The organism is Vibrio sp. RW, assembly GCF_027587105.1.
Classification (GTDB): domain Bacteria; phylum Pseudomonadota; class Gammaproteobacteria; order Enterobacterales; family Vibrionaceae; genus Vibrio; species Vibrio toranzoniae.
Genome location: NZ_JAPPTM010000008.1, coordinates 24,208 through 40,068, shown reverse-complemented (window position 1 = coordinate 40,068; position 15,861 = coordinate 24,208). Strand labels below are relative to the sequence as shown.

The window sequence follows — 15,861 nt, the reverse complement described above, 5'->3', positions numbered from 1 at the left end:
TTCACTCTAACCTTAATTATTCTTAACATCTAAAGAGAACATCTCTAATTTCCACTGCTTAGAGCTTCTCTGCAGAGTGACGTATTCTGGATCTATATTCTTAACTCGATACCCTGTAATCGTTTCCCCTTGGCCGAGAATCTGACCGTTCAGAATCGCATAGCAAGGCGTATCCCCTTTGCAAACAATACTTTCCAATGATGGCAAGCGGTAATGAGTTGACGCCTTTTTAGCTGGCGTTGTTTTTTGCTGTGGCGTTAGCCAACCTAATGGCGCCGTAGGATCTTGTTCGGCCCAAGCCATTGAGCTACTAAAAAGTAAGGACAACAATAACGTTCTAACCACCGATAAACTCCTGTCTTGTGCCTAGCGTGTAAACCTCAAACACCAGTCGAGCTTTAGGGTATTCTTCGACCGAATACTGAAATGTGCGCCAGTAATAGCTCACAGGGAGAGACTCAAGCGATTGAAGGTAAGCTGAAATATCAAAATAGCTGCCCGTCAGTTCCATTCTCACAGGATGAAGAAAGTAACCTGAGTATTCACTGGTTTCTTGATTGTTTGAAATTGCTTCTGGTTTTAACGATTCTAAAGATTCTAGCTTAAGCCCACTGCCTGCATTAAGGACACTTTCCAGCAACTGCGACATTTGAGAGGGAGAGATCAGTCCATCCACTACCTCGGCTAACTGAAGCGACAGTTCTTGGCTCTCCACCAGCAATTTTTTATACTCAAGATTAATGTCTTTGTCGGGGTCCCTATTGAGTTTTGCTTGCAGCACAAGCAACTCACCTTGCTGTCTTTGATTCGACTGGCTAAGGCTCATTAATTGATTTTCTTTAGCGTGCAACTCGTTATAAGCTGGCTCAACCACTAAGCTAAATAGCAACATGAATAAGCCAACAAAACCACACACAAAAAGTAGCCACTTCTCTCTCTGACTTAATGCAAGAAACTTATCGCTAAGCTGATTCCACTGTTGCACTATTTACTCTCCCTGCGAGTATTTAATTCAAACGTAACAACATCTTGGTCATTGCGGCCTATCTTTAACTTTTCAAAAGCACGCCCAACAAGGTTCAGTTCACTTTTAAACTGACCAATCCAGTTAGGAACGACCTTTGCGTTACGAGCAAAACCACTAAGATCTAAAGTATTGTGAGTCATGTAGATCTGCGAAAGCGAGATGTCATCTCGGCCCAATTTGGCTAAGGCATTCATGACGCCAGAATACCCGACTTGTTGTGATTGATCGTATTGCCCAACCGCCTTCAACGCTTCTTTCTTTGCCTGAGTCTCACGTTTGAGACGCGCAACGGCCGCCACTTTCTCAGGAGACGGTTTATGCTGAATCAACTGACTATTCAATTGCTTAACTTGTTGGTTAAGTTGGGTCGATTTATGTTGTAAAACCGTAAGCTCTTTATCTAAATTTGACGTTTTATATTGCATCACAAAATAACCACCAAGCAGCAATACACACACAAGTCCCCAACTCGCGGCAACATTTTCCAAAGTGAAAAATTCTTTTTTAGGCCTGAGGTGATCAGGGTAAAGATTGACGCTAAACACATCTTTTTCAGCCGCGAGTTTAACCAACAAGCTCTCTGAATTTTCGCGCTCTTCTTCAACTAATAAAGAAACCGTCGAACTTAGTGTGTTATTTAACGCGTCTTGTAATTCCGCTTCATCCTCTTCATCACAGCAAATTTTCAGTTGATGAAGTTGAGTACCTTTAATTTGAGAAGAAAGGTAATCAATCGAACGTTGAAGCTCTAAAGCAAGCCCATCTAACTGTAAAGCACTTGATGCCACACCGGTTAAAGGTGGGACTACACTGCGGATTGTTCTTTGAAAACAAACGGTATTTTCAACAAATGCGCCCAGCTTAAAGTGCGTGTTAGCACTACGCTGTAAAAGAAGAAAATTAGAAAGTTCACCGGCACTGTCACCCCATATTTCATCTTCAGGGACAACACCTTTAAGCTCAACTTGTGCAGCAAGAGTGATCTTCACTAACTTGTCTAACAACTTTTTCGGCAAAACATAGGCTTGTAACTTGTTCGACGTGGGCAGCGCAACCGCACTCGCCGTAATCTCAGTCACTCTTTCAGAAACAAGATCTTTCAGTAAGAAAGGCAGTGCAACCGACCACTCGCTCTCTGGAATATCCGGTTTATCAATCTGATAAGTTTGGTAATAATTAGCACAGACAATTAATTGGACGCTATTACTGTTAAAAGCTTTACTGCTAAGCGATTCTTTCAGCGCACTTTCCCAATCTCCATTCACCAGAGGGATGCTGGTTACTTGCGGCTCTTGCTCTGTCACTGAAACATAAACAGCATCATTACCTAACATGACAACTTGAGAGCTGCCTTTGTTATTCGTTGGCTTAATCTTGTCTAAAATCGCTTTAAAATTCATGCTTAGCTACTACTCTTGCGCCATCGGTTTCTTCGACCAACTTTCACAACAGATTCAGTTTTCACTGCCTTTGCTCTTTGATCAGGTAAAGGGATAATTTGTTGTTCTTCGTCGAAATATCGCCCTTGATAGCCGTTAATACCTAACTCTATCAGGGTATTCTTTTCTTGTTTTGTTTCGACTCCCACCGCAATCACTTGAGTAGGTGAGTCACCGCATGCCCCAATTAAACTGCGGACAAACAATTGATTCTCATGCCGTTGATCTATTCTCTTAATCAAACTTCGATGAAGCTTAATATAATTAACCTTTAAATCTTTGATGTAGTGAGTGCTAACGATGGTTCGCCCAGCTTGACCAGCAATAACTTTACACCCTAATCCCCTCAACATCTTTGCTACTGGTCTCATATAATCAAGATGAGCAATGAGATGCCCTTCTGGAAACTCAAAAGCAAGCTGAGCCCGATGCTGAGTGGAAAGCTGTAATAGTTCGTTCCTGAACCACTTAAAATACTGTTTATTCGCAAAGGGAGAGACACTCAAGTTAACCGAATAATTGATAGGTTGGGTTGATTCTTTCAACGAGGTCAACACAACCTTCAGAACCGATTGATCCATTAGAGCTTGATAACCCACTTGCTCTACCGCAGGCATAAATCGAGATGATTTCAATAAGCCTTTATCTGGATCCTGAATTCTAGTAAATATTTCTCTATGCAATTCATTAACTTGACCACGTTCTGACATAAGATAACATCGCTGAACAAAGATTACTAAATTTTCAGGAAGCAGAGCTTTATCAAGTAATGTTCTCCAACGAACACTGCCTCTATCAAGTTCGTTTTTATTTAACTTAGGGTAGCGGCTCCAGTTGTTAATACGCTCCAACTGGGCACTTTTTAGTGCGGTTTCCGTTTCATCCATAACCTGACTATGTCGCTCACCTTCTACATACATGGTTACACCAATATGACACCAATTATCAGGTTCCAGAGGCTCGGGGGGAGTTAGCTTGCTTAACTGCCTCAAACATTGAGCTGCGAGCGTAGCAATGTCTTTTGTTCCTTGATGAGGGATAAACACAGCGAAATCCGCTTCGTAATAGCGAGAAAAAATGACATCAGGATAGCGTTGAACAATATTAGACAGTACCTGGCCAACCTCAATAATAAAGCCGTCAGTCACTTGCTTATCATTAACATCACATACCTGTTCCCATTCGCCGATACGAATCAATAAGACCCCTCCCCGAGCACCGCTTTCATGCAGTGCTGATTCCAGTTTATTGTCAAATAAGACTCGGTTTGCCGTTCCTGTGAGTTTATCTAAAAAGGTATGCGTACGAATAAAGGTGTCAAAACGGCTTCTTTCTTGACGAGCATCTTGCAACTCTTCTATCAATACATCTAAAGCTTCACTTGCCGTATAAGGCCATTCACGCTCATCCCCTTTTGCATGCGCTTCAACCTGCCCTGCGAGGATCATTCTTCCTCGCTCTTCCAACATTTCAGAACCCATTAACTGCTCTTTCAACCATCGAACACCGCGAGCCAAGCAGAAAATAATCAAAACAACCGCTAAAGTAATCGACCACATCGCCTCCATTGAGTAGCTATAACCGATGTAAGGAGGCAGCGCCTTAAATTCGATTCGATAGCCTTCATTCCTTTCTAAAACAAAGGTTTTCTCATATAGGCGATTAGGATCAATTTGTGGGGAGGTATCTTTGAAACGATAGACGATGCCGCTCTTGTTCGAGAGTTTCATCTCAACAATATTACTGGCTTGTAACATCTTAGGCATCCAACGTTGCATCGAATACGCGGCGTCTGGATCTTCCATCTCTCGATCGACAACGTCGACAATACCCACCAAATAATGGTCTAAATAGTCCTGCCCAAGACGCTTAAACGAAAGGGTGCCACCTATAAAAAGAATGAACATCGCACTGATCACTATCACAGTGACAAATGCGACCAGTCGGGTGCTCAATTTTAGTGTGGGGGTATATCTCATGAATAACGAAATCCTTTTCAACTCATATTATACCGTATTGCTACTTATACTATAAATTGAGGTTCTAAATAAAGCATTGATAATTATAGTTAATAAAAAGCAGGTAATAAAAAACCGCGATAAACGCGGCTTTTTCCGATTCAGTACTGTCTTTATAATATATTAAAAACGTTGACTAAAATGGTTGTGGTGACCTTGAGAATCAAAAAACAACTTAAGCCATTGTAATAAATACAAAAAAAACAAACAAAATCAAACAATGTAAAGAATCCCGTTAAGTTTATAACTTTGAGACCGAATTCTTTACAAAAATCGCAACGATGTCATCGAGGTTGGCTCTTCAAATATTCCTTCCCCGTTAGGCATTATGCCGATACAGATTCAATTCTAGCATTATAAACTAGCGTAAGCTCCTCCCTTGATCACAGACTCTAATACCCCAATTTAGACAGTAAAAGCTATCCATGCTACACATGAGGCTAAAGCTCCAGCTCTGTTGAAACATGCTTTTGCCAAAGTGTACTCAAATCAACATCGTTACTATCAGGTTTATTTTCGTGGCTTAACTCATCAACTTGAATCAACATGGGTAAGTCAAACGAAGTACCAGTGATAATACAAGAGCCTCTTGATAGGTTTGGAATCAGTGAACGAGAAACAGAATCTAACGTACTGATTGTGTTATCCAGCAAGAATAGATCACGGTCATTTACCAATCTATGGATAAAGAAATTGTGCAACTGAGACATGATTGTAGCTGAGATATCAGCTGGACGTTGACTCGATAGCGTCAGGAATATACCGAATTTACGACCTTCCTTAATCAACTCTTCAAACAGCTCTAGACGATAATCTTTCCAGTTTGCCTGTTCACGTACTGATTGCTGAGAAAGGATGTTATGTGCTTCATCAATGATTAGATGTAGTGTCTTTTCCGGTGGGCTTTTTTTAACTTGTTTTTTGTGAGAATTGTAATAATGCTTCGTAACAAGAAGGGGAATGATTTTCTTCACGTCTTGGTTGCAATTACGCAGCGAAATGACGGTTAGTGCTTTATCGGCAGACCCCTCGTCACTACTAGATTTAACCCTGATCACTTTGGATAATCCGTTTAGAGACGATTCAGCACGTTTCAGAAGAGGTTGAATGTGTTCAAATTGAACAGAACCATACATAACATCCCAGATGAGTTTTAGTTCGCAGCGTAGAGTGAACTCAGTAAATGGAGATAATTCATCAAGAGTGATGTTAGATACATGTGGTTCTAGTATCTCGGTATATCGGTTCTGCTTATCGAAAAAAGCATTGTGTATCGGTTCGTACTTGAACTTATTCTGATTCGAATGCCAGATGATGTTTTCTAGTATTTCTAAAACATCTTGACCATTAATTGCTCCAACAATTCGCTTTAACAAGTCGAGAGTTTCTGATTTTTGAGATGTCGATACAAAACAAAATTTAATAGTTTCTTTGATGTAGCGTAATAAACTATTAGGAGAGTTTTTGTACTTCTCCCTTCCCTTCAGGACACTGTTTATAAAAGGTTTTTGTGTATTGGGAGTCGCTTGAAACAGTATTGATAGCGTTTCTGCATTCCAGAACTCGTGATCTGCTAGGGGGAACTGGTGTTTGGCTTTGTCAGTGTTCAGGTCGATTATGGTCTTCTCGGAAGAAGGAACTATTTGGTCTTTGAGGTACTCACCATTGAAATCAAGTAACACAAAATTACTAACAGGCTTAATTTGTTCATGCTTTTCATCGAACAGCGTGGTGAATAGCTTCGTCAGAGTATTCGATTTACCGCTGCCCGTGTTCCCAAAAATACCGATGTGGGTATTAAACAATTTTTGCCAAGGTAGAGATATCTCTATCCCTTCTTTTAACAATGAACCAATACAAAATTCTGACTCTGAACTAGATGAGTAAACAGTTTTCAGCGCTTGCTCTGGTAGTAAGAAGGCAGGATCACGAATCAATGGTAAGAACTTGATACCTTCATAGAAGTTACCACTTTCAATGTAGCCAATAGGGCGTACATGCACTTTTCTTACGTACTCGATGCTATCCGTATTTTCTTGGAAACGTCTTTCATCTAAGTACTCACCCTCAACGATACATACGATGTCACGGAAACCACGCTGGATTGAAACGTACTCTCTGATAGAGATACCTTTGTATCGCTGACCTTCATAGAAAATGGTGTCTTTGTTCGATGTCTCATCAACAGTCAAAGTAATTTGAATACCATTTACCGCTGTTACCTCTCCAACGAAAATGCTCATGCGTCACCTTCATCGAGTGTCAATACATGAGAATTGAAATAAGAGAAATCTAATGCCTTACCTTCCTCATGGACAACGTACTTGATGTTATTGAAGTCAGAGAAATGCTTCTGTAATTCGGGGATTATCGTTTCTCTGTAGCAGCAGATGTACACTTGTAGAGTGGGGTTTGTTAAGGAACGCTTAATCAAGTTCCTGATGTGCTCATCAGCAAAAGAGAATCCAAATGCTATCAACACGCTATTTGGCTTTTCTAACTCGTAACTAAGGTGGCGCAGCATTTGATAATAATGTTCTTCAAATACTGTTTCGTGGAACTTCCATTTTGTAGGGTTAACGATGGGTAATTTTTCGTATTCCCTGTAGAAGTCCTCTTGCGTGCTCTCGAATGTAGCTTTGCTATCATCATCGATAGTCATTGAACACAACTGATCCACGGTGTGAGAGCCACTTTCTAGCATCTCTTTGAAGTCACCATAGTACATGCTGTCGATTGAAGACTCAGAAACGATTTGATCCGCAGAAGAATAGTCAACGAGGATAGAGTCGTTGTGCTTACGCCAGAAAGCAGAGCCATGAAGGTGGATAAGATTGATTTGTCGTTGGACTTCTTTGTTTCTGTCGAAAATACCTGATTCAGTGGTCATGCAATCGAAGTTACGAGCCTCGACGATTTTCTTATGGAAACCACGAGAGCCATCGTTGATGTTAAATCGAATGGATTTTTCTTCATAGAGTTCATCTGCTGCATAGGCAAGGCAGGAATCGTAGTTCGTCGTGAAGAAATTAATCTTTCTGTCGTAACTTCGCTTTCGACGAAGTATTTCGAGGTTCAATTTCATGAACTTCTTATAATTATCGATAACTACTTGCTCGTCGCCTTCCAAGTTAGTGAAATCAACAGAACTAACAGGCTTGATGCATTCCTCATAGTAGTACATGAACAGCAAGGCTTTTAGATATTTAGCATCGATAGAATCGAATTCAGTAGCCAAAGTTTCAATCGTTTCCCGTTTACCTTCTGTTTGTATATCCAATGCAAGGGTTGGAAATAGACCTGCCGATGCTCCGGCACCAATCAAATAGTTTATGTTCTTGTCGTGTAGGTCGTTTAGATCGATTTTGGAAGTCGTCATAGGATCGAATGCTCAGAATAATTATTAAATTTGTTGATAAGCAACTGTTTGATTTTTGAGGTTATCGGGAAATGAAACACTGGTCAATTCCTGATAAATAGTGTGGACTTGATAGTACGTGGTGTGGGGCATTTCTTACTTTTCGCCTATCGGAGTTTTCCATACTTGAGCGGCACTTCATAACTGAGAAGTGCCCCTATTATGCGTTAGAAAAAACGGACATTCATATTCTGTTAATGTCCATTTTTCCTGACAAAAGTAAGGCTTGTCAAAAAGTAAGAACCGATCCTGTTAATCACTTCTTAAGAAGTCTGGTACGTTATTTCCGATTACCACCTCTGTACAAAAATCAAGCGATATTTTTTTAATACGGTTAATAATTAAATCAATTTCATATATTAATACTTCAATCCTCTTTACCCATCTAATTCAGAAAGTTAGCGGTCACTTACTGATTTTTTTTATTTTGTCAGTTATCCACAAAACATCCAAAAACTCTACCTTGTAAATCACTACAGATAGCACTATCTTGTGGTTTTAAACCTTAAAGGCACTACATATAGTACCTTTAGCTATGGGTACTAGATAAAAAAGGAGGGAGATTGATAGACAGCAGATAAAGAAAACCCCTAACGATTGTCAGGGGTCACTTAAGACAATCACCTACTAAGTAGGATGCTCATCTAGACTTCAGAACTTTAGCATAGCATCCAAGTGGTGGACTGAAAATAATATTTACCAACAATGGAAGCATGATTATGCCAAAAAATAAAAAGCAAACTTCAAACGATGTGGCTTCACTAGCTGCCCAGACACTTAATAACCCTAACTCTTCTGCTATTGCTAAAGCATTTGCAGGGTCGGCTCTTTCTCAATCATCTACATCAAGACAGACTAGTTCAGATATGGAAAGTAAAGCGTCTAAAGCCTTACAAAGTTCCAAGTACAGTGAAGAAACGAAATCTCTAGCTGCATCAGTCCTAGCTCAATCTAACAAATCGCGATAGGAGGTATTTATGTCTAGAAAACACCTTTTACACGATATTAGTACTTGCCTAGAAAACGTAGGGTTCAAACAAAGCTCATCAGGTAAACCAAATACCTTTGAAAGCAACGTTCGATACCCGAGTACTCTACTTCCTGAGAAAAATGACTATGCACACTTTGTATTACATACACCTCAAGGAACAGTGCAGATAGCAGCAAAGTATCAAGAGTCGCATGGTACAGCTATTGAAAAGTTAGCGTATACCGCGATGGATGCAGCTAATTCAGAACACCAAGAATACCTCGTTGTCTGTGCTGGTGAAGAGTTACTAAAGCATAATCGTGCAATCAACTTTCTAAATGCTCAAAAGAGTATTGCACCTAAATTACTAGCGCTTAACGTGAATGATCTACAAAGCCAGTTAGTAAGATATTACGATCCAAAAGTAGCTTGATATCAAATAAGGCACTTCGGTGCCTTTATCTGCAAAGGAAAGGGGGAAATATATGGATAAAAAGATAGAAGAGTGTCCATCCTGCAAAGGAACAGGTGTAGGGAAGGCAAACCCTTTAACTAAGTGGCTCGTAAATAAAGGCGATTATGAACCACTAGAGTGTCAGCGCTGTCATGGTACAGGAAATAAGCCTGAATAAAATATGGGGCTTCAAGTCCCAACTCTCTTAACGTTACGTCTCATCATTTTAAGGTTGCTGAATGTTGAGGTTTCATTTTTGTCCAAATGGTGTAGATAAAAACGCAAACACCACGAGCCCCTCGCGGCGTGACAACGACTACTGCTCGCGTATTAATATATTTCCACTAGTTCCCGCATCAAACTCCGCGTAGTAACCCATAGAAGACTGTAAGGGAGTACACAGGGTAAGGTGGATATCTGCACTTTGTTTGTTAATGTACTTCTGCCCCTTTGTGTTTTAGCGCGATTGATCAACAACGGGGCACATTACTGTGCTTAAGGTACTGATTGTAATGCCTGGTTATAGAATGACTCTGCTCGTAACTGGGCAAATATAAATCAGCACCAAAAAATATTATTTAAAGGGCTGCTTGTTGAGGATGGAGGATTCCTAAGAGAGCTACACTCTAGCTTCGGTTTCATTCAAATATAACAACAGGCATGAATCTGTTATGATCGTAATCATACATTATTTATGTCAGGCGCTTGATATACACACCAACGAAAGCATTCAAGGATATTAACATGGTAGACAAAACACAGATACTCTTTGAGTCATTACGAAGAACAGATAGCTACACGCTAGCCGCAGATCAAAAAGCATCTTTTTGCCTAGCTGCTGCTGTTACATTTTTAGGTATTTATTCAACGTTGTTTTATAGCGTTATAACTGATGACAATGCTGTAATACCAGCAACTTTGACGATTTCAATTCTAGGATTGGTATTATTACCTTGGATTGCATTCTTTTATACTATAAAGAATATATTTTCACCAAACCTGAAGCCATCAGAAAAAGAATCAATCATATCTTTTGCATCAATAGCCTCAAAAACCCCGAATTTAGAGGATTTTAAGATATATTATAAAAACATAGCTATAAACGATGAAATATTTTTAAAAAACATAAATAAAGATCTCCTTGAAAATCATTGGATTTGTTCAGAAATATGCTTTAACAAGATGAAAAATTTTAAAAAAAGTTTACATTGGTTGTGGGTAGCGCTATCGATTTCATTGATAGGCTTAGCTATTATGGTTTATTTTATTGAGAATCATGAATTTACTTATTTCTTATCAATCTGTAAATGAAACATGAGGGGAGCCCCCTCATGTTATTACTTAATAAAGACCCCAATTATGTCGCTATATATAACAACATTTAAATTCGATTTTGGTGATAGTGAAACCTCCATAGTATGCAGCCCTCGATATGCAGTTCCTTCTGGGAAATCAAGCACAATTGAACTTTGATACATATTGTTCGGTTTATCTACCTGAAGGACTTTGGTATCCGTAAGGCCATTTTTTTCGTTTTTAAGTGCTTCTTGACCATGGTTGTTCTTTATAAACTTCGCATTGAGAGGATATAGGGATGAAAGCTCATTTGGATTTAATATCTCCAATTCAAACTTTAATTGCATATCTTTTTCTAAAAAAGAAGAAACTGATTTATATTCTTCCCAGTCATCTGAATCATTCTTCCTGTAGTAGCATTTTAATTTAATATTATCTCGATAGGTTAATCTACTATTTCCAAGGGTTTTCCAATTTAATGGAACTGGTAACAAATCTTGATACATGTCCATTTTTAATAAACGACATCGACGATTTATTGAAGTACCATTTTCGTCGCTCATATTAGGCAGTATATATCGTTCCTCAGATTTTCCTTCACCTACAGTCTTAATTTCAGAATATCTATCAGGAAAGTCAACATGATCTAAAATCCCTTGCCCCAACATAGCTGTATTCGTTCGAGCTTGAGATTGGGCTTTAGAAGCAAGATCTACTGGTATACCTAGAGCAGTAACTTCCGATGCATCACCATAACCATAATTGGCCCAAACAACCTCTTTATGAGAGCCATAATCTAACCCTACACGAACTCCTAGATTTACATCTTTGCCTATAAGTTTGTTTAGTTCTGGGAAAACCGTTTCAGTAAGAATTAGCTTTAACGCTGAAGATGCGTTTAGAGCATTAGCTATCGCATCTTCAGGACAACTGCTTTTCCCACCAAAAAAAGCCATAACGGCATCTCCCATAAGCCGATGTGGGTAGCCATCTAATGCACGAATCACATCAACACACGCTTGAAGAATTCGGTTCTTTACAACATATGCATCTTGTAAAGACATTAACAAAGACAGTCTAGAGCTTCTTTTTATGTCTACAAACATTGTAACAATATGGTGAAACTCTATTTCACTCGAATCCTTTAAGTGAGCAAAATCTGGATGCGGGCCTACCTTACTTTGGTTTAATCCAACCTTATTAAACCATGGTCGTAAAGCGTTCTGATAGGTGTACTCTTCTGGAGCTGTAAGCTCCCCGTTCGATTCAGCCTTTAAACGACGCGAAACACTAGCGCTCTTATATAAATCAACCGATTCAAATAACTCATCAAATGACTCTGTTGAGATGTTTTCATTACCTATAATTCTTTTAGAACGTTTGCCTTCTAGCCCGTCTCGGATATCCGAAAAATAACCTTTCGTAATTTCCTCTAAACTTTGTGCTGACACGAATACCTCCAACTAATCATTATTGTGTACTTTTCCACGACACTATAACCCACTTATTATGAGTGTGAATAGATAGCAATCAATTGCTCATTGATGTAAATCAAACGAGTTCTAATGTTATAGTCGGGGGGAGGGGGATAGTTGTGATGTTGACTTTAGCGATAATCACATGTGTCAATATCACATTACTTGGTGAAAAAATACGAGGCGATCACTCAAACACGCTAGACATTTGTCATTAACTCTAGACGTTAAAGAGCCGATGAACTCATTTGGATGTTAGCCATATAGCTAACAACTCCATAATAACCTAAAATATTAGCTATATAGCTAACCTCAAGGCAGATGAACTATGGCTTGCAGATATGAAATAGGGCTAAGAGTTAAGCAGGCACGTAATGATATGGGGCTGACACAGGTACAAGTATCAAAACTGACTAGAATTAATAAAACAACTATTTCAGAAATCGAGAATGGTCGTTTTACAGGCTCATTCGATATATTTGAAAGATTGTTAAATGCAGTTGATTTACAGTTTGAAGTTGTAGAAAAAACACACCAACTACCTGACTGGGATGAAATCGAAGAGCTATTCTCAGAAGACGGTGATGAATAATTTATACAAGTTAGCAGAGGTTTGATATGCCTCCTTCAAGCAGGTTACTTTCCAACTTCTCTACGGCAAATCACAGCGAGTTATATACTAACGGTTCACTTCTCTTTGTTGTTGCCCACTGATGGACAACTGACCAGAAAAGTCGTTTTTATGATCACCTGAAATTTGCATCTAGGCCTAGGTTGATCAGAGTTAGTATTAAATCAGACTAGTGTTGAGCTAGATTACCCTAGCTATTCAGTTGCACTCATAGTTTGAAGTTTTTATCACATCTCGCATTTCCCCTGCCTTGGTAATTAAGCGAGTGACAGAATCGCTTGGTGATCACAGTGATCAAGCAATCTGCTCTGACTCACCTTTGCCCCTTTTTGAGCTACGTATCGAGGTTTGAGCAAAACTCATTGGTTAGGCTTGATATAGAATAACTAATTAATGTCGAAGGGATAACATGGCCCAATTACTCTTTGCCGTTTCATAATGATAATGGTTTAAACAAGAACGACTCTCGCGGAGCAATCAATGGACAAGCTAAGCATTACAACCCATTTAATGGCCATTCTCACTGCTTTTTCAGCGTTTACAATGCCAATTGCGCTTGAGGTCTTAAACCGAGTCAAAAGTCGCTACGGTTCTGCGTATTACATGGATTCAATCGAAGGAATAATGGGCTTTAAAGTTCATTATTTATTCCGAGAACTTATCCTGACTTTAGTCGCACTAATGTTTTTTTCCGTTTGTGTCGCATTCTCAAGCGAACTAGTTTTCACAAAGAGATTTGTTTTATTCTTTGAGTTAGTTTTTGCATTTGTCACTGCGACGTTATTGATTAAAGAGTTTCGGTTCATAAAAACGATTCTCCTAGCCACTCGTTCAGATGACTTAGTAACTGACTACCTGATTGATAAACTCTCAGTACCAGAATCAAATCACTCTAATCACGCAAAAGAAATTGAGCTTTTGATTCAGATTGCTTGTTACAACATCGAGAACACCACCGCATTCTCTGAAGAACCCATCGAAAACAGGTTATTTGGAGTTATCGAGAAAGCATACCTCAGTCACACTAGTTCCATTCACGACAAAACAATCAAGAAGTTAATTGATGGTCTTGCAGTAGTATTAACATCAGCAAGAAGTACCAACAACAGAAAGACTTACGTTTCTCTACAACGAAATTACGCACAACATTTAATTTTATTTTTTGATAGGAAAGTAAAAAGTTACGATGTTTTTGAACAGTACAGCGAAGAGTTTTACGAAGAAAGCATCAAAGAACTTGGCTCAGGCCACTACTGGTTAATGAAAGCGGACTTTCTAATCAGTGTAAACATGTGGGACTTGAAGAGCCCACAAACAATTAACTTTATCGATAGAATCATTCGAAACCTAGTAGACTTTACTGCCAGAGAAAACCCAGCACTAGTTCCTGAAATCATTGAGCGCTATCGCAATTTCATCGGCTACGAAAGTGATTTCACAAGTGACTTACACACCCTATCAAACCTGTTTGGCTCACACGGCGCTGATTTGTATGATGAAATTAGTCAATTAATTGTATCGTATGAGGAGCAAGTCAACAAAGAGCCTGAAGTTCATGTAAAACAACTAGTTTCACTTGTAGACAAAGCCAAAATTGAAGCCATAAAAAGTTCGACATCGATAGCTCAGTATGAACAAATCAAATCAACCGCTATTGAGTTCGAGCAAGATATGATTACAGAAATAATAAGGTCAAAAGGAGCAATAGCCTCCAGAAACACCGCTCAATACGCAATAACAACCCTCGCTAAAGATAACTTGTGGGGATACATTATTGACTGCTTCGAAAGTTTTAGTCCCGCATACTCGAAAGCCAATAGGCTTGGTTTTGATGCTCTTCCTTGCTCATTGGGTCGCATTCTGGAACAACTTGGGAAAAGCCATGGATTTAGCTCTTTCAACTCTGAAGAACTCGCAAACTCTTATCAAAGAGCTGTACCTATCTTAATAATGTACATTCTCTACTGCTGGAGAATTCAACACCCAAGTGAGTCATTGCGTAATGGAGTGGACAAAATAACCTCAGAAATAACACTGACTGAGCGCACGATAAGAAATGTCAGAAAAATTCAGTCAGCTATCCCATACATAAAATACTACGTTAAATCCAAAGAGTATTCTCACGCCTTTTGTAAGCACTTCAGCATCATGCATGAGGAAAGCGAGTTTCATAAATCGTCTCTGATTATCATCGATGAAATCGAAAAATACTTGTCCGCTCAACTAGAGAACATCATCGCCACTCAACCTCTTAGCAAAGAATTAAAGAATAGATACATGGATGCTGTAGCTGCTTATCCAGAAAATCGTTCAAGACGAATACCGCTACTAGAACACGTATCCCTCATCCAATCAAAGCAAGCCCCCATCGTATTCGACATGCCAGCAGAGAGCAGAGCGAAGTTTCTAGACAATAACGATGTGCATTACTCGTTTAACGCTAGACGAGTCATAGAGAGAATTCATAACCACCTTGCTTTCAAACAAATAGAGGAAAATGGGCTCGCTCTTGAGACATTAAGCCTGTCTGATTGCAACGATGACAAATTAATCATCATAACCAAACACGATTGGGAGGCTTGGGCAAAAGACAAACCAAGAACGGATTTAAATAAAGTAAATAAACACCTTGTTTACACTGACACTGGATTAAACTCCTACTTCCCCTTCGACATGGAAGCTACCCAACCCATAGCCACTATTTACTCACCAACAATAGAAGGGACTGCCTCCTTACATGAACACTTGCGAGACGCCTTCGAGTTCGATTTTCAAGATGAGAATGGCAGCGTAGAGATTCAAGCTCAAGTCCATATTTATTACTAGCCTCCCTATCTGGATACTTTTTCTAATCTGAGTCGAGTCATGTAGAGGAATATCACTAAACGATTTCTGTCCAAAGGCGTACTACGCCTCTTCTGTGCTAGCACTCATTGGGACACAAGCTAGACAGAATTCAGCTTAACAAGGCTATTGAAATCATAGAAACACTATTAGAACCTGAGCTGAAAAGTAATAACGGTAGTGACGGGGCCTGCGGGATAAAGAATGGTAAGGTTATTGATTTAGTAGCGGAAATTGTTCTCTTCAGTCAGGAAAGTCTGTCAGATTTCTTCAAAAATAAATAGTACCA

The 15,861-nt window shown here is 39.3% G+C and carries 12 protein-coding genes; 5 read left to right on the top strand and 7 right to left on the bottom strand.

The window, feature by feature from the left end; translation table 11 throughout:
- Window positions 1-12: 12 nt before the first annotated feature.
- The 6 genes from OCT63_RS09270 to OCT63_RS09245 all read right to left on the bottom strand — a co-directional run bounded on the left by OCT63_RS09270 (window position 13) and on the right by OCT63_RS09245 (window position 7,863).
- A complete protein-coding gene (locus OCT63_RS09270) occupies window positions 13-345 on the bottom strand; it encodes an MSHA biogenesis protein MshK (protein ID WP_161672702.1) in 333 nt (110 codons plus the stop codon).
- A complete protein-coding gene (gene pilO, locus OCT63_RS09265) occupies window positions 338-985 on the bottom strand; it encodes a type 4a pilus biogenesis protein PilO (protein ID WP_161688085.1) in 648 nt (215 codons plus the stop codon). The genes OCT63_RS09270 and pilO overlap by 8 nt, the downstream gene beginning before the upstream one ends.
- The gene (locus OCT63_RS09260) at window positions 985-2,427 is read right to left on the bottom strand and encodes an MSHA biogenesis protein MshI (RefSeq protein WP_161753819.1); all 1,443 of its coding nucleotides are present in this window, start codon (window positions 2,425-2,427) and stop codon (window positions 985-987) included. The genes pilO and OCT63_RS09260 overlap by 1 nt, the downstream gene beginning before the upstream one ends.
- Window positions 2,428-2,429: 2 nt before the next feature.
- Window positions 2,430-4,445, bottom strand: a complete 2,016-nt coding sequence (gene csrD / locus OCT63_RS09255) for an RNase E specificity factor CsrD (protein WP_269983630.1) — start codon at window positions 4,443-4,445, stop codon at window positions 2,430-2,432.
- 479 nt (window positions 4,446-4,924) lie between these two features.
- On the bottom strand, window positions 4,925-6,727 hold the full coding sequence (locus OCT63_RS09250) for an ATP-binding protein (protein ID WP_102512217.1): 1,803 nt from the start codon (window positions 6,725-6,727) through the stop codon (window positions 4,925-4,927).
- Entirely contained in the window at window positions 6,724-7,863 is a 1,140-nt protein-coding gene (locus OCT63_RS09245; protein WP_269983629.1) for an SIR2 family protein, read from the bottom strand. The genes OCT63_RS09250 and OCT63_RS09245 overlap by 4 nt, the downstream gene beginning before the upstream one ends.
- A gap of 758 nt (window positions 7,864-8,621) precedes the next feature.
- Here OCT63_RS09245 and OCT63_RS09240 point away from each other — a divergent pair.
- The 3 genes from OCT63_RS09240 (at window position 8,622) to OCT63_RS09230 (ending at window position 10,637) form a co-directional block, all read left to right on the top strand.
- On the top strand, window positions 8,622-8,870 hold the full coding sequence (locus OCT63_RS09240) for a hypothetical protein (protein WP_137033406.1): 249 nt from the start codon (window positions 8,622-8,624) through the stop codon (window positions 8,868-8,870).
- 9 nt (window positions 8,871-8,879) lie between these two features.
- On the top strand, window positions 8,880-9,305 hold the full coding sequence (locus OCT63_RS09235) for a PD-(D/E)XK nuclease superfamily protein (protein ID WP_137033404.1): 426 nt from the start codon (window positions 8,880-8,882) through the stop codon (window positions 9,303-9,305).
- A 765-nt stretch (window positions 9,306-10,070) separates the two neighbouring features.
- A complete protein-coding gene (locus OCT63_RS09230) occupies window positions 10,071-10,637 on the top strand; it encodes a hypothetical protein (protein ID WP_269983628.1) in 567 nt (188 codons plus the stop codon).
- 26 nt (window positions 10,638-10,663) lie between these two features.
- Here the strand turns inward: OCT63_RS09230 and OCT63_RS09225 are convergent, their stop codons facing one another.
- Entirely contained in the window at window positions 10,664-12,073 is a 1,410-nt protein-coding gene (locus tag OCT63_RS09225) for a nucleotide-binding domain-containing protein (protein ID WP_269983627.1), read from the bottom strand.
- Window positions 12,074-12,425: 352 nt separating this feature from the next.
- On the opposite strand from OCT63_RS09225, the gene OCT63_RS09220 reads away from it, so the two are divergent.
- On the top strand, window positions 12,426-12,689 hold the full coding sequence (locus OCT63_RS09220) for a helix-turn-helix transcriptional regulator (RefSeq protein WP_269983626.1): 264 nt from the start codon (window positions 12,426-12,428) through the stop codon (window positions 12,687-12,689).
- 519 nt (window positions 12,690-13,208) lie between these two features.
- Window positions 13,209-15,554: a hypothetical protein gene (locus tag OCT63_RS09215; protein ID WP_269983625.1), complete on the top strand. Its 2,346-nt coding sequence runs from the start codon at window positions 13,209-13,211 to the stop codon at window positions 15,552-15,554.
- Window positions 15,555-15,861 lie beyond the last annotated feature (307 nt).